General features: G+C 59.7%; 13 protein-coding genes and 1 CRISPR repeat array. Of the genes, 4 read left to right on the top strand and 9 right to left on the bottom strand.

Going from position 1 to position 18,448, the window contains the following annotated elements; genetic code table 11:
• Positions 1 to 51 precede the first annotated feature (51 nt).
• From casB to OP494_RS12255, 7 genes are all read right to left on the bottom strand, one after another.
• Positions 52 to 744, bottom strand: a complete 693-nt coding sequence (gene casB / locus OP494_RS12285; RefSeq protein ID WP_280541128.1) for a type I-E CRISPR-associated protein Cse2/CasB — start codon at positions 742 to 744, stop codon at positions 52 to 54.
• Positions 741 to 2,441, bottom strand: coding sequence for a type I-E CRISPR-associated protein Cse1/CasA (gene casA, locus OP494_RS12280; protein WP_280541126.1), 1,701 nt, complete (start codon positions 2,439 to 2,441; stop codon positions 741 to 743). The genes casB and casA overlap by 4 nt, the downstream gene beginning before the upstream one ends.
• Positions 2,438 to 2,572, bottom strand: a complete 135-nt coding sequence (locus OP494_RS12275; protein ID WP_280541124.1) for a hypothetical protein — start codon at positions 2,570 to 2,572, stop codon at positions 2,438 to 2,440. Before OP494_RS12275 ends, casA begins: the two co-directional genes overlap by 4 nt.
• Before the next feature lie 319 nt (positions 2,573 to 2,891).
• A complete protein-coding gene (locus tag OP494_RS12270) occupies positions 2,892 to 4,139 on the bottom strand; it encodes a HipA domain-containing protein (RefSeq protein WP_280541122.1) in 1,248 nt (415 codons plus the stop codon).
• A complete protein-coding gene (locus OP494_RS12265; RefSeq protein WP_280541120.1) occupies positions 4,132 to 4,467 on the bottom strand; it encodes a helix-turn-helix transcriptional regulator in 336 nt (111 codons plus the stop codon). Before OP494_RS12265 ends, OP494_RS12270 begins: the two co-directional genes overlap by 8 nt.
• Before the next feature lie 78 nt (positions 4,468 to 4,545).
• The gene (gene cas3 / locus OP494_RS12260; protein ID WP_280541118.1) at positions 4,546 to 7,239 is read right to left on the bottom strand and encodes a CRISPR-associated helicase Cas3'; all 2,694 of its coding nucleotides are present in this window, start codon (positions 7,237 to 7,239) and stop codon (positions 4,546 to 4,548) included.
• Between the two features lie 152 nt (positions 7,240 to 7,391).
• Positions 7,392 to 9,799: a CRISPR direct-repeat array (repeat unit 29 nt; unit sequence CGGTTCATCCCCGCGTGTGCGGGGAACGG).
• 366 nt (positions 9,800 to 10,165) lie between these two features.
• Positions 10,166 to 12,229 (bottom strand): choline transporter, encoded by a 2,064-nt coding sequence (locus tag OP494_RS12255; RefSeq protein WP_280541117.1) that lies wholly within the window; start codon positions 12,227 to 12,229, stop codon positions 10,166 to 10,168.
• A 254-nt stretch (positions 12,230 to 12,483) separates the two neighbouring features.
• On the opposite strand from OP494_RS12255, the gene OP494_RS12250 reads away from it, so the two are divergent.
• Genes OP494_RS12250 through OP494_RS12235 form a run of 4 tightly spaced genes read left to right on the top strand, consistent with a single transcriptional unit; the run spans position 12,484 to position 15,318 of the window.
• Positions 12,484 to 12,624 (top strand): hypothetical protein, encoded by a 141-nt coding sequence (locus OP494_RS12250; RefSeq protein ID WP_164915593.1) that lies wholly within the window; start codon positions 12,484 to 12,486, stop codon positions 12,622 to 12,624.
• Positions 12,621 to 13,370 carry an ABC transporter ATP-binding protein gene (locus tag OP494_RS12245; RefSeq protein WP_280541115.1) on the top strand — a complete coding sequence of 250 codons (750 nt, stop codon included), beginning with the start codon at positions 12,621 to 12,623 and terminating at the stop codon, positions 13,368 to 13,370. The genes OP494_RS12250 and OP494_RS12245 overlap by 4 nt, the downstream gene beginning before the upstream one ends.
• Complete coding sequence (locus OP494_RS12240; RefSeq protein WP_280541113.1) at positions 13,355 to 14,269, top strand: metal ABC transporter permease; 915 nt, start codon at positions 13,355 to 13,357, stop codon at positions 14,267 to 14,269. The genes OP494_RS12245 and OP494_RS12240 overlap by 16 nt, the downstream gene beginning before the upstream one ends.
• A 44-nt stretch (positions 14,270 to 14,313) precedes the next feature.
• On the top strand, positions 14,314 to 15,318 hold the full coding sequence (locus OP494_RS12235; protein ID WP_280541111.1) for a zinc ABC transporter substrate-binding protein: 1,005 nt from the start codon (positions 14,314 to 14,316) through the stop codon (positions 15,316 to 15,318).
• A 136-nt stretch (positions 15,319 to 15,454) separates the two neighbouring features.
• Here OP494_RS12235 and OP494_RS12230 read toward each other — a convergent pair whose 3' ends face one another.
• Positions 15,455 to 16,297 (bottom strand): sugar phosphate isomerase/epimerase family protein, encoded by an 843-nt coding sequence (locus tag OP494_RS12230; RefSeq protein WP_280541110.1) that lies wholly within the window; start codon positions 16,295 to 16,297, stop codon positions 15,455 to 15,457.
• Positions 16,298 to 16,407: 110 nt separating this feature from the next.
• Positions 16,408 to 18,351 (bottom strand): glycoside hydrolase family 2 TIM barrel-domain containing protein, encoded by a 1,944-nt coding sequence (locus OP494_RS12225; RefSeq protein WP_280541108.1) that lies wholly within the window; start codon positions 18,349 to 18,351, stop codon positions 16,408 to 16,410.
• Between the last annotated feature and the right edge of the window lie 97 nt (positions 18,352 to 18,448).

Genomic DNA, 18,448 nt, shown 5'->3' with positions numbered 1-18,448 from the left:
CCCTGCAATGGTAATGATGGATAGTGGCCGATGGCGTTCGTGGTCAAGGGTTCAGTCGCTCGCTGCCGCTTTCAGCGAGCGCGCCTTGAAGTAGCCGTCGCTCATGACAAAGGCGAAACGCTCGGTCGCCTCAGGGCGATACTGACTGCGCTGCTCGCGATGCCAGAGCGCGGCAATGTCCGCCAGGCGGACGACGCTGACGCCGGTGCTGTCGGCGAGCTTCAATGCCCTTCTGAAACGGCGGATCAGCTCTTCAGGCGTGTGGCAGTCGAGCAGTTGCTGGAAGCGCAGATCGCTCATGCGCGGGGTATCGACGGTATTGGGCCGGTTTTCGCCCAACCGCTTACCCAGGGAGGCATCGAAGGTCTCAGAGCGCAGTTCACTCACGATGGCGGCGATCACCGCCCAGACTTCGAGACGCCGATCGCGCTGTTTACTCGGGCCATCGCCAGGCGTCTCTTTCCAGACTCGCGTCTCGAGTGCCTGCCAGAGGTGGCGAAAAGCCTCCGTCAGCATGACGGACTCGATGGCATCGCAACGGCGCAGCGCAGCACATACCCCGCGCGGATAAGGCCGGCGCTTGGTGTAGCGCTTGAGTTCCTGTTCGTCCATGACCAGCCGCTGCCACCACAAGCGCAGCTCGAAGGCCTCATTGTTATCCAGCGCATACAGATGACTTTCCACTGCGCTCTTCCCGGCCTCGCTCGCGTCTTCGGATACCGCATCCTGCTCGATCTCACTCATGCTGCGTTCCCCTTCCGATTGCCTTCGGACTGCGGCGCCTTCAATTCGAACCCGCCGACCTGGGCAAATGCCTGAACCGTCTTGCCGATCTTTTTGCCGCTACCATTCAGATAGTCCAGCAAATAGCGCCGCGCGTTTGTGATCCGCTCGAGCTGCTGCATCTTCATGCCTTCCAATGGTCCGCTGATGGCCTGGGCATCGAAGAGTCTCAGCGCCTCACGTTTGAGCGTCAGGTACCACTGCCGGTGGATCTCTGGGGATAGCGCCGGTGTATCCCCATCGTCGCGTAGCGTCTCGCTCATCTGGCGTAGTACATCGAAGAACGCGAGCTGGGTCGCCTCGAAAAACTGGGCATCGATCTGGCTCATATCGCCCTTGGCATCCTCAGGACGTTTGAACCAGGCCCGTTTGAGCTGATTACGCACCTGCCAGGCGACATCGCTGGCCAGGTCGGCGAAGCGCTTGACCCATTCGCGCAATATCTCCTGATGCGCTTCGGGTACACCGATCAGCGGCATTTCAACGCTGTACCAGCCACGAGGTTTCATGTTGTCCATATCGTAGCCGAACACCCATAGCCGGGCGTGCCGAAACATCGCGTCGAACGCCTCGCCGTCATCGCGCGCGGCTTCGACCATGTGATACTTGTGCAGATGATGCGTCACGACTCTCGCTGGCATCGCGCCACTGCCCGCCTCGTCTTCCAGCACCAGCCCCGGCCAGTGGCGGTAACCCAGTCCGCCGGGCTGTCCCTTGCTGGAAAGTGGTAACTCGTCGGTTTTCTTGGGATTGAGACGGCGATACGGGGTCAGTGGATGACGCCAGGGGCCATCGTAGTTGGCTCCCTGCTTTTTCGAACGCAGCCGACGCACTAGTCGCGAACACTCGCGACCACAGAGATCGCAACAACCCGACTCATCCTCGAACAGCAAACGGTAGCGGCGCGGCATCGACCACAGGGCGTGCAGGGGATGGACCTGATCGGGAAAAACCTCGGTGCCCTTCTTGTCGCTGACGCGAGTGTCGGTCATCCAGAAAAACAGGTCAGCGTCGTCGACCCTGGGCGGGCGCCATGTCTGTCCCGGCTGACCCACGGCATCGGCCGGCATGACGTTGGGCCAGAGGCGCTCCCACAGCGTTTTGGTCTCGTCTTCGGGCAGGATCAGCGTGGTCAGCGGCCCGCCGCCACGCAGGCCAACGCGGATGCCGGCGCCGCCGGCGGGCGCGTTGATCTGCATGGTATAGAGCGCCAGCGCCGCGCAGTCCGGGCATACGGCTTCGACCCGACCGCGTTTGACGAAAAAATCTGTATTGTTCTTGATGCCGTTGGCGCCGGGGGAATCGATCAACAGTCCGGCAACCGGGGCGTCCTTGACGTCCTCGAGCGGATCGAGATCCTGCATGAAGCGCGGGCCCTCGCCGTCGAGTTCGAAGGCTCTCGAAAATGGCGCCAATGCTGCTTCCAATTCCTCGACACTGGGTGGCGTCTGATAGCGGTCCAGCCAGGCATCGGTGTTCTTTGGCGTCATCGCCGTTTGCAGCAGTGCGATCAGAAACTGCCATGCGGCACCCTGGAAATCGGCACGGGGAAGGGCGAGATCAAGAACGTCAGGGTCAGCGAGCGCCGAGGGTGGATGATAGCCAACATGGCCCCCCAAATGACGAAACGGCAGGAACGACATTGTTAACAGGTTCATTGATCCCCCTTCTGTCTATAACGGAGCGTCTTGAAAAGCTGAACGAGTGCCCCGCCGGCAAGCTTCAAAATGATTCCCGTCCAGTCCCACTGCTCCTCTTCCCAAAAAATATCCCGAATCCAGTTACGCATGACGTCCACCTCCGATCTCATGACGAGTATCAGAGTAACCAATCGAATCGAATACGGCAAGCTATAAGATCCTATTTTATAGAGCTGTGCATTTTCCCTCTCCAGTGGCATAGTTGCGTCGTTCCCTTTAGGAAAAGGGATGAACCGCTATAGGCTCCGATAGCTGACCGTTCCCCGCAAAAGCGGGGTATATAAAGAGGCGCTGTTATTCGCAGCGCCTCGTTTCAATACTCTTCTCTCTGCTATCGGCTCACATCCTTAAAGTCTGAAGTGCCCTAACTACCCAGGCCGTTATTGGGGCCAGTGAACATCTGAAGTCTCACAACGCCAGCCCACGCTGTAAGTCATCATGCTCGAAGGCGCTGGCCATACGCTCGATCTCGGCCGGGCGTGCTCCCACCGCTTTGGCGGTGTCCCGCCAAGTTGCGGTTACCAGCGCAACTTCCTTGATGATCCGCCGAGCGTTCGCCAGCGTGAGCCCAAAATAGCCGGACGCTGCCTCCAGAAGATCGACCGAGCAGGTGCTCTCGTCGAGATCGATGTTCGTCGTTAACACCCGCGCCTTGAGGTCACTGGGAACCGGGTTGAGGTCATAGGCCGGAGCGAGTGACCATCCAGCGTTCCCCAACCACAGAAAGCCGTGATTGCGCAGATGATCGTCAACATTGGAGATCATCACGCTGAAGACGACGCGCCGATACAGTGCGTGCGCGTCTGTCTTTCCTTGAGCGCCATGCGCGGTCAGAGCATCGACCATCTCGGGGTAGCTGCCAGGTTCGCCATCCCTGGCGCCCATCATTGCCATCGCGGAAAGAAACGGAATGCGGGTGGTGCCATCTCGATCGAACCGTCTCGACAGCATGACGGCCCGACCGCCCACGTCGACCAGTTCGTGCTGCGGCGTTACGATGCCGGCCTGGTTGGCCAAGCGGAGCGCGATTTCTTCCCAGGTCTCCACACTGTACTCGTCGGTATCCTTCGGGAACTTGGCGATCGAGAGGTGGCCGTGCTGATCGATGACCGAGGCTTTCGGGCGGGCCCCACCCAGGGACGAGCCCGGGGCAAAGATGAGCTGGAGGTCGTCATCCGTATCCTCGTCACGCAAGACACGCTCCGTGACCTGAAGCAGTCGACCCAGCTCGACGAGGGCAGGAACGCCAGCCTGAATCGGCGCCTGAAATGACGCCTCGCCCACTCGGCGAAAACGCAGAGCACCAAGCCGGGTCTCATCCGCCACTCCCAGCAGGTAATCGCTCTCGGCAAGCGTTCGAACACTGCGACCTTCCCGCGCGGCACGCCGCCGCTCGGCACGTTGCATGAGACGGCGCCCCCAAGTATCGGGCGCCGAGTCGCCAATCGAGCCGAAGCTGGTCATCCCTGCAGGTGGAGCGAAGGCCCCCAGCGTGAGTGCGAGGGCAGGCTCCAGTGAGAAGCGATCCGGCGACTCGAGCCATGCGGCGTCGTATTCGAAGAGAATCCTCTCCGTGCCGCGCACGCGATTGCACCTGGCCAGACCGACTGGAAAGGTGCTCCCACTGAGGTCGATATATACTTCGAACTCAGTCATTGTGCGAAGACCTCGGTAAGCGTTTCGATCCGACTCGCTTGGGCAGCTCGGCGCTGGAAAGCGCCTGACCAACGCTGTCGTTGCCGATATCAGCGATGTGAGCAAGCCCATCGAGAAGGCCGAGCGCCTGAAGAACGCTAGCATAGATACCGATGCCGACACTGGCGTCACCCGCCTCGATTCTCTGCAGGGTCGAACGTGAAGTAAAAGCGCGTTCCGCAACGACGGCCATGGTAAGCCGGCGCCGGCGTCGCGCATCATGAATGTCGGCCCCAAGCTTGCGCAGCGCGCGACGCACGGCTGCCGGCGGGTTGTGTGGAGTTGCCATATGACACCTTCATACTACGTACCAAGCTATTATGTAGCACGAAGATCACATCACCGCCAGTTTCATAACCCGCAACAATCAACGCTTTTGCTCGGGTCGAGCCAATTTCACGCCCCACTGGCTATCGTACCGGCAATCGTCATCTTCATCAGGCAGCCAGGGCCGGGTAAAACGCAACGCCTTGTAGCGCTCCTGCAAGGCCTCCCAACTTTCGGCATCGCGCTCGGGCAACTCGGCCAATTTCCTCACCTGGCTTTCTCGCAGCCGGCACTGGCTCAGCATATCGGCGTGACGCTCTCCCTCAGCCCACAGCACCAGCGAATCATCCTGACGCTTGAGCAGCACCACGTTGACACTCGACTCGTCGCTCAGCCGCGTGCCCACATCGTGCTCTTCCTGCCATTGATCGAAATCCTCGTTGAGTCGATAGCCCTCTTGTAGATCGAGCGTATTATGCGTCGCCATCGATCCCGCCATCTTGTTCATGCCACTGCGTTCCAGACGAGCCTGCTCCAGTGCCTCAGGAATCTCGTCGATGGAACAGGCATAGACCCGTTCGATCAGCTCGCGCGCAGCGCCCGGCATCTCGATGGCGCCCAGTTCCCGCAGCACGCGTTGCGTCAGCCAGATCAACGAGGTGTCTTGATACACCGCCTGCGTACCGCGATGAGCCTGACTGAGCCAATCCGCCTTGGGAGACTCTTCCCACTCGGGTGCCAGCACCAGAAGCCTCGGTGGCTGACGCTCACCGCGCTGGTGCCGCTGCAACCGGCCGGCGCGCTGGATTAGCAGATCGACCGGGGCGATGTCGCTGATCATTCGGTCGGCGTCGCAGTCGAGGCTCTCCTGAAAAACCTGGGTGGTGATCAGCACCTGTCCTCGGCGTATCGAAGGCGTCGACGTCTTGCCGAAACGTTCGATCACATCGGACTCGATGCGGCGTCGGTCCACCATCGCAAAGCGGGCATGGAATAGCAGACAGCGCTCGGGATCGGGGTGGATATCACGAATGGCCTGCCAGGCACGGATGGCATCATCGACCGTATTGCGCACCCATACGATACAGTCACCCGCTTCGATCCCCCGCGCCACCTCGGCGATCGCGTCTTCCTCCTGGGTCAGCCAGCCAATCTCGACTCGCCGCACCACCTCGGGGCGGGTTGCCAGCGGCGTCTCGCGATGAGCGCCCTGACCGCTATGTGTCAGCAGCGGATAGTCGGTACTGCTCAGTGCTGCCGACTCATACCCGAGTCCTTGCTGCCAGGCGTTGACGAGGGCCTGACGCATCGCAAAAGGTAGCGTCGCGGTCAGCAGGATCGCGCTTCCCCCCTGACGGGTGTGATGTGCAAGCAGTTGGTGCAGCAGTGTCTGCATGTAATGGTCGAAGGCGTGCACCTCATCGACGATTAATACCTTGCGCGCCAGCCCCAGGAGCCGCAGCGACTGGTGCCGAAACGGCAAAAGCCCCATCAGTGCCTGATCAATCGTGCCGACACCGACATCGGCCAACAGGGCCTTCTTGTTGGAGTCGGCGAGCCAGCGATTGCACTGCGTCGAGGCGCTGGCGTCGATGGCGGCGTAATCGTTGTCACCGGGCTGAGCAGCCATGACGGCACGCTCGAAATCCTCGTTCAACTGGCGAGCGCCGTGCGCCAGCACGAAAGACGGACGCGATTCTGCACTGTAAAAGCGGTAATGGAGATCCCCCAGGCGGGCATACATGGCGTTCGATGTCGCCATGGTCGGTAACGCGAAGTAGAGCCCTTCGCCATGTCCGGCGGCCAGGAGGCGTTGCGCCAGGATGCAGGCCGCTTCGGTCTTCCCCGCGCCAGTGACGTCTTCGAGGATGAACAGCTGCGGCCCCGCCTCGAGTGATATCGCCTCCGCCTTCTGCTGCAATGGCGTCGGGGTAATGTCGGCGCTGAACCACTGCGACAAACTCTCGTAGGGGACGGGATCGGGGGACGCGGCAAAGCCGGTGGCTTGCAGCACCGATTCGGCCTGGCCGAGCGCCCGAGACCAGTATTCGGACAGTGACATCGCCCGCTCGCAATATGGAAAGTACTCGCGATGGGAGCCCAGCCAATCGCTCAATGTCGCCCAACCGGCGATGGTCCAGCTCAATGTCCTGAAAACGTCTAGCCACTCTTCGTCAAGCAGCAGTTCGACCGGCCAATGCGGTTCGACCACCTTGGCCCAGTCCGCGATGAAATCGCGAGCCGCCGTGACGTCATCGACCTGTGCATCGCTGCCGTAAAAGGCTTCGACGTTTAAACGACCGGTCGCGACCGGCCGGCCGTGGTGACCGAAAAAAGGTGCCATCAGGCTAGCCATTGGCTCGAGCAGCTTTCTGGCAGGCGTTTGATCATCGGGCGGCCAGTGCAGCACGCCCTCGCGACGCCATTGGCGCCACCACGCATCCCACAGCAAGACACCCAGCCAATCATGCCGCTCCAGATAAGGCTTACCCAATGGCTTGGCCATACCCTCGAGTGTCAACTTCAGCACTTCCTGAAAGGCACGCGAGAACTTGCCGAGATCATGCAAACCGAGCAGAAATACCAGCAGTCGCCGCAGCGGTTCCGGCTCAATGCCGAGCCGTAACGCCAGCTGTTGCGTCAGTGGGCGCTCTGGCGACAGCAAATGCCAGCCGACGGCCGCGACATCCAGGCTGTGCCACGCCAGAAGATGACACGCATCGCCCGGCTGGCCGGGCATCGCCTTGCCCGCGTAGCGGTGATAAGACGGAGTCGAGTCATTTTCTGGCGGCATATCCATCTCCTCTCCATGACTATTGGCAAGAAGCACGTTGATTGAGTTCGCACTGATCACGCCAGTTCTTTACCTGGAAACCATAAAGCATGCCTAATTCCTTTGCCTGAAAGGAACAGCAATCAGTCGACTTTAATTCTTCGCGCTAAGGACGATTCATCCCCGCGCCTGCGGGGAATGGTCGACGACGCGGCGTAGGGCGCTGATCGTTCCCGGTTCATCCCCGCGTCTGCGAGGAACGGGGGCTCGACAGTCCGCGCCACGATGGCCAGGCCGGTTCATCCCCGCGTGTGCGGGGAACGGTGCACGGCTTGCAGTGCCTGCAGCAGCTTCTGCGGTTCATCCCCGCGTGTGCGGGGAACGGACGCCGTCGTCGCCATCGGCGAACTCGATCTGCGGTTCATCCCCGCGTGTGCGGGGAACGGCTAGCTTTTAGATACCGAAACGCTAGACAGGGCGGTTCATCCCCGCGTGTGCGGGGAACGGGGTTCAGCCGGTGTGCCGAGGGCCTGGTCAATCGGTTCATCCCCGCGTGTGCGGGGAACGGGCCTGCAAGCGCTGGAAGGATCATTTCGGCGACGGTTCATCCCCGCGTGTGCGGGGAACGGGGATACGCCGCCGAATTTCCAGCAACCATACACGGTTCATCCCCGCGTGTGCGGGGAACGGGATAAGCCCCAGAGTTCGCATAATATATAAGGAGGTTCATCCCCGCGTGTGCGGGGAACGGCACACCACAGACCAGGGCGCGCGGCGCCCTTTCGGTTCATCCCCGCGTGTGCGGGGAACGGAAGCAGGAATTGGCCAATGGCGGTGTCGAGGCCGGTTCATCCCCGCGTGTGCGGGGAACGGATCGCGTGTCAGTGCCTTGGATGGGGTGCCGGCGGTTCATCCCCGCGTGTGCGGGGAACGGTAGGGGGATTCCCTGGATATTCCTTAGATTAACGGTTCATCCCCGCGTGTGCGGGGAACGGCGCGATAGGAGCCCCGGCTTCACCTGATTGCACGGTTCATCCCCGCGTGTGCGGGGAACGGCAAGGCACATCGCGCTGTGACGAACGCTGCGACGGTTCATCCCCGCGTGTGCGGGGAACGGCGGCACTAATTCTCAACACGCTTTTCAGCATTCGGTTCATCCCCGCGTGTGCGGGGAACGGGCGGTAGCGCCGACATACTGTTTGAGCTCGGGCGGTTCATCCCCGCGTGTGCGGGGAACGGGAGGAATTCTTGCGGGCTGCGATCCATTACGCCGGTTCATCCCCGCGTGTGCGGGGAACGGGATAAGCCCCAGAGTTCGCATAATATATAAGGAGGTTCATCCCCGCGTGTGCGGGGAACGGCACACCACAGACCAGGGCGCGCGGCGCCCTTTCGGTTCATCCCCGCGTGTGCGGGGAACGGAAGCAGGAATTGGCCAATGGCGGTGTCGAGGCCGGTTCATCCCCGCGTGTGCGGGGAACGGATCGCGTGTCAGTGCCTTGGATGGGGTGCCGGCGGTTCATCCCCGCGTGTGCGGGGAACGGTAGGGGGATTCCCTGGATATTCCTTAGATTAACGGTTCATCCCCGCGTGTGCGGGGAACGGCGCGATAGGAGCCCCGGCTTCACCTGATTGCACGGTTCATCCCCGCGTGTGCGGGGAACGGCAAGGCACATCGCGCTGTGACGAACGCTGCGACGGTTCATCCCCGCGTGTGCGGGGAACGGCGGCACTAATTCTCAACACGCTTTTCAGCATTCGGTTCATCCCCGCGTGTGCGGGGAACGGGCGGTAGCGCCGACATACTGTTTGAGCTCGGGCGGTTCATCCCCGCGTGTGCGGGGAACGGGAGGAATTCTTGCGGGCTGCGATCCATTACGCCGGTTCATCCCCGCGTGTGCGGGGAACGGCAGTGGCTTGTGGGATGGCTCATTCAAGCTGGCGGTTCATCCCCGCGTGTGCGGGGAACGGCGTGACGTTTTGAGGCATGCGCACTCCTTTCACGGTTCATCCCCGCGTGTGCGGGGAACGGATACATGTCCTGCTGATGGACGAGCTTACGCACGGTTCATCCCCGCGTGTGCGGGGAACGGGGATCTTGCAGAGTCGTAGCGCATGCCGTTGCCGGTTCATCCCCGCGTGTGCGGGGAACGGCCAGCCCACGCATGGCACCCTCGTAGCGCCGCGGGTTCATCCCCGCGTGTGCGGGGAACGGGGGCGTTTGCGGCCCAGTTCATAAGCGGTTAGCGGTTCATCCCCGCGTGTGCGGGGAACGGTCGAGACGTGGCAGATGAAGCGGGGGCATGAGCGGTTCATCCCCGCGTGTGCGGGGAACGGCCCTGAGCCCAGTCGGTGGATGGGCGCCATGGCGGTTCATCCCCGCGTGTGCGGGGAACGGCGGCCAGGGGTGTCAATGGTGTAGTCAATAACCGGTTCATCCCCGCGTGTGCGGGGAACGGTAGCCATTATTTCAGTATATGTTTCTATCTGCCGGTTCATCCCCGCGTGTGCGGGGAACGGAGCGCCTCTGCGATTGCTCGGCCAAGCTCGGGCGGTTCATCCCCGCGTGTGCGGGGAACGGTCTAATCATAGACACTTGTTTATAAAAGACAAAATCGCCGGGGATATTTCCACCAGCGATATTGCCTAATTTTTGATCAACTCAATTTGTTAAAGATCCATATAAATCAATCAGTTGGCGAAGAGCCGCAAATAGCGCACCAACGCCGTTTGATGCGCACGTCGACTCGTTCATGTGCTAGCGGATAGCGTCTGGTGCCTGTAACGGTTACGTTACCATCCTCTGAGGAAGGTTGCGTCCAGCCGATTCGCAGCCTTTGGTATTACTCGCCCCTCCCACGCAAAAACCCCCGGCCGCATCGCGACCGGGGGCTCAAGCTTTTTAAGAAGACCGGCCACCTAACGGTGGCGACCGGCCGAGCACGCCTTATGAAGGCGGCTGTTCCGGGCTGTCGGGCATGTTGATGTTGCCCGGTTCTATCCGGTTGAGGTGCAGGAACTGCATGTGCAGCTCGTACTGGTCGAGGATGTCGCCGATCACCTGATCGCGTGTGTAGCCCATCAGGTCGTAACCCTGGCTGCCCTCGAGCAGATAGACTTCCAGCCGGTAGTAACGCGAGTCGGCATGCGGCGCATGCATCGCGAACCCAGGCGTCGAGAAGCCCTGACTCCAGATCTGATAGGTGAAGTTCTGCTCGTCCTCGAAGTCGACGTTGAGCGACATGTAATCGTCGCCGTTCTGCACGCCTTCGTGAATCTCGGCAGACGCACCCTGCTCCTGCAACGAGTCACGCACGGCTTCCATGGCCGGCTTGCAGGTCTCGTCCATGAAGCGCCGCGCCTGCTTCTTGCCGGGAAAGCTCATGGAACGCTTGAGACGTTGTTGCCAATTACGCGAATCGCGCTCACCGCCGCCACCGGTGCGTCCGGAAAGCTGGCCGGCCAGGCTCAGGCGCCGGCTGTCTTCCTTGAAGGCCTCGAGTTTCAATGCCTTGAGCAGGCCGGCCATCATGAAGAACAGCACGATCGAGAATGGCAGACCGGTAATCACCACCGCACTCTGTAATGTGGACAAGCCACCGGCCAGAATGAGTGACAACGTCAGGACGCCGATCACCGCCGACCATAGGATACGCATCCAGATCGGCGCATCGCTGTTGACGTTCTTGAGCTTCGAGGTGAAGTTCGAAAGTACCAGCGCCCCGGAATCCCCGGAGGTGATAAAGAATACGATCGCCAGGATACTCACCGCAGCGGTGGTCAGAATCGGCATCGGATACGATTCGAGGAACAGATAGATCCCCGCCGGCGGATTGTTCATCACCTGCTCGCCGAACTCGCTGGCACCGTTCATCGCCATGTCGATGGCACTGTTACCCAGCAACGACATCCACAGGAACATGAAGATGATCGGCAGTGTCATGGTACCGAGCACGAAGGTGCGGATCGTCCGGCCCCGCGAGATGCGTGCCAGGAACAGCCCGACGAACGGCCCCCAGGCAATCCACCAAGCCCAGAAGAACAGCGTCCAGCCGTTGAGCCAACCGGTCGGCCGGTCGAAGGCATAGGTGTTGAAAGACAGGCTGATGAAGTTGGACAGATAATCGCCGACGTTCATCACCAACGCGTTGAGCAAGAAGATCGTCTTGCCCGCAAACAGCACGAACAGCAGCAACAATACCGCGAGTAGGATATTGAACTCGGAGAGACGACGGATGCCGCGCTCCACCCCCGTCACGGCAGAAATGGTCGCGAAGAGTACGATTCCCAGTACCAGCACTACCTGGGTCCAGGTGCCCTTGGGAATGCCGAACATGTAATCCAGGCCGAAGTTGAGCTGGATGACCCCGATCCCCAAACTTGCGGCAATACCGAAGACCGTGCCCAACACGGCGGCAGTATCGACCACGTGGCCGATCATGCCGTAGATCCTATCGCCGAAGATCGGGTAGAGGGCGCTACGGATGGTCAGCGGTAGGTTATGCCGGTAGCTGAAGAAGGCCAGCGCCATGCCTACCAGGGTGTAGATACCCCACCCGGAAACCCCCCAGTGCAGGAAGGTCAGCTCCATGGCGTGGCGTGCCGCGGCGACCTGATCCTCGGGCGCGTTGGGCGCGTTGTAGAACTGCGTCAGCGGCTCGGCCAGCGCGAAGAAGATCACCCCGATGCCGATCCCCGCAGAAAACAGCATCGCCGACCACGAGAAGATATTGAAGTCGGGTCGCGAATGCTCGGGCCCCAGCCGTATGCTGCCGTAGCGCGAGAACCCCAGGTAGATCACGAAGACCAAGTAGATCACGACGGTCAGGAAGTAGTACCAACCGAAGGTATTGGAGATCCAGCCGAGAATGGCATTGATGATGGTGTTGGCCTGGTCGGTGGCTATCATCGCCCACAGCGAGAAGGCGACGATGCCAACCACCGAGCTGTAGAACACCGGCCCATTGAGGCGATCGCGTGACGGCGCCTCGTTATTGGATTGTGTCGTCATAGGAATTCCTGATCTGGTTCAGGCAAGGTTTGCGTTCACGGCAGCAGACGCACGACTCGGCACGCCGCTTCTACTAGCTTAGAAGCAATACGGAAAAGTGGCGTTTATTGAACAGGCGTATTAAGAAAACAATTCTTTATGTCTCAGTCAAGCCTTGTGCGTGCTGACTCAGCAACTCGGGGAACGAGCATAAGCACAGTACTTGGCAAAATTTTTGTTATATTATAACCTCTCCGACATTCAAAGGAGTCGTCATGTCACATCGCCACCGCCCGGATGGGCCTTGTCATTTTTCACTGATGTCGATGGGCGCGGGACGCCGCGTTCTATTGGCGCTTTTGCCACTAGGGTTGTTGTGGTTGGCCGTGGCGTGGGCCATGGGAGCCTTTGCATGAGTCGCTTGAGCCTCGAAACGCTGACCCTTGCCCAGGGCGGACGGACGGTGCTGGAGAACATCAGCGGTACTTTCGAGGACGGCGCGATCACGGCGCTGGTGGGTGCCAATGGCGCCGGCAAGAGTACCTTGATTCAAGCCATCATGGGCTTGCTGCCGCCACTCAGCGGGAAGGTCAATTGTGGCGTGCCCAAGGAGCGTCGCGCGTGGTTACCGCAGCAACTGGCGCTGGACCTGACCTTTCCGATGAGTGTCGAGGAACTGATGCTCAGCGGTTGCTGGCCCACTCATGGCACCTTCAAGCGCTACGGGCCGCAAGATTACCGACGCATGCACACCATCATGCAGCGCCTGGGGTTGAGCGGCCTGGCGCATCGCCCCTTGGGCGAGCTTTCCGGTGGACAACGCCAGCGCGCACTACTTGGCCGCACGCTGATGCAAGAAGCGGAACTGCTGCTGCTCGACGAGCCGTTCGCCAACGTCGATACGCATACCGTGGAAATCCTCTGCGACACCCTGCGCGAGATGGCCAGTGCCGGCGCCACGGTGATCGTGGTCCTGCATGATATGGAGCAACTGGCGCAGTTGGCCGATTGCGTCTTGCTGCTGGCCGGCGGGCACGGCCAATGGGTCGAGCCGGAAACACTGCTCGAGCGGCATCATGCACCGGCACGCCGCCACGCGCATACCCAAGCCCCCTTTATTTCCCTGAACCTGCCGGACGTCCCGCCATGCTCGACCTATTGACCACGCTGGATGCGTGGCTCATCGCCCCGCTGACCGACTACGCCTTCATGCGCCGCGCCCTGGTCGGCGGTTTGGCGCTGTCGTTGGCCGCGCCGCCGCTGGGTGTGTTCCTGATGCTGCGTGGCATGAGCCTGGTAGGTGACGCCATGGCTCACGCGGTATTGCCAGGTGTGGCGCTGGGCTTCGTGCTGGCGGGGTTTTCACTGCCGGCGATGAGCCTCGGCGGCCTGATCGCAGGCCTGTTGGTGGCCGGCCTGGCGGGCAGCGTATCGCGCATGACCGGCCACCGCGAAGACTCGGCCATGGCCAGCTTCTATCTAATTTCGCTGGCATTGGGGGTGATGCTGGTCTCGCTGCGCGGCAGCAGCGTCGATCTGACCCACGTGCTGTTCGGCTCGATTCTTGCCATCGACGACACTGCACTATGGCTGATCGCCTCGGTGGCCAGCGCCACGCTACTGGTCATGGCACTGATCTTTCGCGTACTGGTGGTCGAATGCCTCGACCCACTGTTCCTACGCGGCCAAGGCATTCGAGGCGGCCTGGTACATGGCGTCTTCCTGGGGCTGATGGTGCTCAACCTGACGGCCGGATTTCAGACGCTGGGCACGCTAATGGCGGTGGGCTTGATGATGCTGCCCGCCACCACCGCGCGCTTCTGGTCGCAACGCCTCGAGGGCTTGATCGGCTTGGCGATCCTCATCGCCATGGTCTCGAGCACCGGCGGCTTGCTGGTCTCGTACCACCTGGGCCTGCCCTCCGGCCCGTGCATTATCCTGGTCGCCGGCATTGCCTATCTCGCCTCGGCGCTGTGCGGTCGCCACGGTAGCCTGCTGGAACGTGTACGCCGTCGCGCCACGCCATTGGAAACAGACGAGAACACTTGCACGCCATCATGAGCGCCTTACGCCTGCGCCGTATTTACCGATAAGAGGGAACCTGCATGTCCAAGTCTTTGATGTTACTGCTCGGCGCCGCCGCCCTGACGCTTTCCAGCGCGGCGCGTGCCGAGGCGCCGCTGAATGTGGTCGCCAGCTTCAGCATTCTCGGTGACATGGTCGAGGAAGTCGGTGGTGAGCATGTCGACGTCACCACGCTGGTCGGCCCGGATGGCGACGCCCACGTCTTCTCGCCCAGCCCCACCGATGCCCGCGCCGTCGGTGAGGCGGACCTGTTCGTCGTCAACGGCCTGCATTTCGAAGGCTGGCTGGATCGCCTGGTGGAAGCCAGCGGCTATGCGGGGCCGATCGTTGTCGCCAGCCAAGACATCGACGCCCTGAGCTTCGACGAGGAGCGTTCGTCGCACGCTCATCAGGAACATGGCCACGACCATGATACCGACCACGGCCACAACCATGACCACAACCATGATCATGATCACGATCATGGCCACGGCGACGGTCATGCGGGCCACGACCACGGTCCGGAAGACCCGCACGCCTGGCAGGACCTGCAAAACGGCAAGCAGTACGTGGAAAACATCCGCGACGCGCTCGTCGAAGCGGACCCCGCGCACGCCGCTGACTATCGCGACAATGCCAAGCACTATATCCAGGCCATCGACACCCTGGATGCCGAGGTTCACCAGCGCATCGGCGAGATTCCCGACGCTAACCGTGTGCTGATAACCAACCACGATGCCTTCGGTTATTTCGCCAATGCCTATGGCTTGGATGTGCTCTCGCCAGTAGGGCTCTCCACCGCTGCAGAGCCCAGCGCCGCCGACATGGCCAAGCTGATTCAGCAGATCCAGCAACGCGACGTCAAAGCACTATTCCTGGAAAACATGACCAATCCGGCGCTTCTCGAACAACTCTCGGACGAAACCGGCGTCGCCATCGGCGGCACGCTCTATGCCGGCGCCCTGGCCAGCGACGGTGAAGCCAGCACTTACCTCGGTATGTTCAAGCACAACGTCGACGAACTGACGCAAGCCCTCGACGACTAAGCCCACCCCGGAAACGACAAAGGGCGGTGCCATGGCACCGCCCTTTTGCGTGTCGCATTGAAAGAGCGAACATAACAGTTGCCGATGGGAACGTAATGGCCGATAAAAGCACCGGTACAACTATCATTGCTCTCGATCAAATCATCGGAAAATCGGGCTTAAATCGATTCATAAAGGTCATGACCTCCTCGATATCGGCTAGTTCGACTTCATCCAGAAGAACGTTGAGGTGCGGCTTGCGAGGGGCCAACCAGTCAAACAGAAACGTATAATCAAGTAGACCTTTCCCCACTGGAGCAGGGCGCAAAGTCCCATCCTCCACGCAGAAATCCTTAGCATGCATCACTGCAATCCTGTCCCCCCATAATTCGAAAGCCTCACGGAAAATATCCCACTGTCGGGAATAATTATCGATGGTGAGAAAGTTGACCGGATCAAAGATGATTTGCAGGTTGGAAGAATCTACGCTGTCCAGTAGCCGCTTCACTGTCTGGGGAGAGTATAGTGGATGGTTAACGCCAGGCTCTATACCGACAACCACACCGAAGCGTTCCGCTTCTTCGACCAGCTCCCGAATGCTTTCGATGACTGCTTGTAGGGGTTCCTCGTGGAAATTATCCGTGGTGTAGACAATTTCAGCATTGACGTTGCCGGTCTCCGTACCCACGATTCCGCATCCAAAATCACGCGCATGACGCAGATACTCCTTGAAGCGAGCTAAGGCTTGGCGCTTCTCATCCGGGTCGGGGTGAATGATATTAACGTAACACCCCAATACAACGACCTGCACATTATGGCGACGAAAAGCGTTACCGATACGATAGGCCAAGCCGGGGGTCAGGCTGCCCAACTGCGCAGGAATATCGAATGACTTGTTAGGTGCTAACTGCACAGAACCCAACCCACGCCTCACGATATCCGCGACTAGGTCATCTAAGGGTTGTGTTTCTAAATCGTGTGCCCTAATACCTATATTCATGCTTTCTCCTTATGAGCTATTGCGCAGACTGCTACTGATACCCATAAGCGGGTAACTTCAAAGGCTTGGGACTATAAAATATAGCGATGAACGCTAAGCAATTTACGCCATCATTCCACAGACTCGATGGATACAGGCTCTGATTGCATCTTTTTCCAGTAGTAGTCCGCGAGAACCCCGAACGCGATCTTGGGAACGCCCGTTTCCGACATCAGCCCCTTGCGGTTCCAGCCATTCTGAAATACCGGGTGCTCACGTCGCGGCGACCGGAAGTCCTTCAGGATCCACGGTGACATGCCACGCAGGTTGGGAATCTTCTCGATCATCGAGAGCGTCTGACGATAGAACTCGGCCTGGAATTCCTCAGACCATTTCTGCTTACCCTCAGGATCATGAAACCCAGCGAGCGCGCCCGCGCCAAACTCTGAAAAGAGCAACGGCTTGTCTTCGGGCACATCCCACTCGATGCTTGGCAGCTCATCTAGCGTGTTGCTTCCGTACCAGCCTGCATAGCTGTTGACAGCCATTACGTCGAGCTCATCGACTAACGGATCGTTGATTCGGATGAGGGGATGACCATTCTTCTCGTCACCCTCGACTAGCAGAGCCGCCGACACCAAGCGATCGGCGTCAAGGGCCTTGATGTGCTCTGCAAGGGCGGTGTGGAAGGCGGTACGATCTTCCGATACCGGAGTTTCATTGCCGATACTCCACAAGATGACTGAGGCTCGATTCCGATCTCTAAAGTAAGTTTCGGACTGCATCCGTTTGGCCTTTTCCAGAACCTCCGGATTATCCCAGTCGGCGGTCCAATAGACCGGAATTTCGCTCCAAACCAGCAGCCCCAATTCATCCGCCATGCGCGTCATAACCCTCGCATGCGGATAATGCGACAGTCGGACATAATTCCCATGCAGCTCGTTTTTGACCTCGCCCAGAAGCGACCGCGCGGCCTGCGGTGTGATCCGACGAGCAGGATTAGTACCGAACTCTTCTTCGTGTAGCGCGATGCCGCGTAGAAAAATCGGCTTACTATTGAGCAGAATGTCCGATCCAGACACCTCAATGTTGCGGAAACCGATTTGATCTTCCAGCTGATCATCCACGGTGGAAAAACGCACGTCGTAGAGCTTAGGTGCATCTGGGGACCACCGCTGTAACTCGTCGGGTGCAGGAATGCTTACCATAGCCTGGCCATCGGAACCGGTGGTAACGTCAGCCTCGGCATCCAGCCCTTCTATCGCGACGTGAACGCCCGTGCCATTTGCCTCTGGGCCATCCAAGGTCACGGAGCCTGTAAGTAAGCCATCCGGCGTCAGTCGCAGTGTGGCGTCATCGACGAAGGTACGTGGCGTGTAGACGATATGAACTGGCCGAGTGATACCACCGTAATTATCCCAGTCAGTGATCGGCGTCGGGATAGTCTGGTCATCGTGAGCCGAGTCCACTCCAACTACCAAGCGATTTTCGCCCTCGCGCAGCAGGTCGGTTACTTCGAAAACGAAAGGTGTGAAGCCGCCTTCGTGAGTGCCGACTTCTTCGCCGTTCAGGTAGACGTGAGCACGGTAGTTCACTGCTCCGAACTCCAAAAAAGCACGTCCGTCAGTAGTGCGTGTCGGCGTGAACTTCTTCTGGAACCAGACTAGGCCATTATAGTACCGCAGTTCTGGCACAGCGGCGTTCCATGCCCCCGGAACCATCATCGTCGGCCCTCGGTCCATATCGAACTCGAGAAAATCGATGCCACTGGCAGCTTCGATCGACTGAACATCAATGTCGCGGTACCGTTGCAGCCGCGGTTTCGCCGGACGCCCGTCGATATCCGTCAGACCGGTCCGATAGAGATCCTTCGAATAAGTCCAGGCCCCAGAGAGGCTTTGCCTCTCGCGATTGATGCTTGCGGTAAGCAAGTAGTTGGGGCGCAAACTGTCGCTCGCCTCTTCTTCTGCGGCGACCGAGCCGCTGGTCATACAGAGAAATATAGACGCAATCAGCGCCCTCTTCGCAAGGGTTTTCATGTTTTCTTCTCCAATATGCGAAGCCATAATTGGCATAGTATGCTTCATTTCGGATAGGTAGTATTTTATGACCATGAAGTCGACTATCATGCTGTCAAATCTACAGTCGCAAAAATTCTTTACAGGTTAAAAG

The organism is Chromohalobacter sp. 11-W (genome assembly GCF_029889905.1).
Lineage (GTDB): Bacteria > Pseudomonadota > Gammaproteobacteria > Pseudomonadales > Halomonadaceae > Chromohalobacter.
The sequence above is the reverse complement of the archived record's forward strand: the minus strand, read 5'-3'. Positions and strand labels throughout refer to the sequence as shown.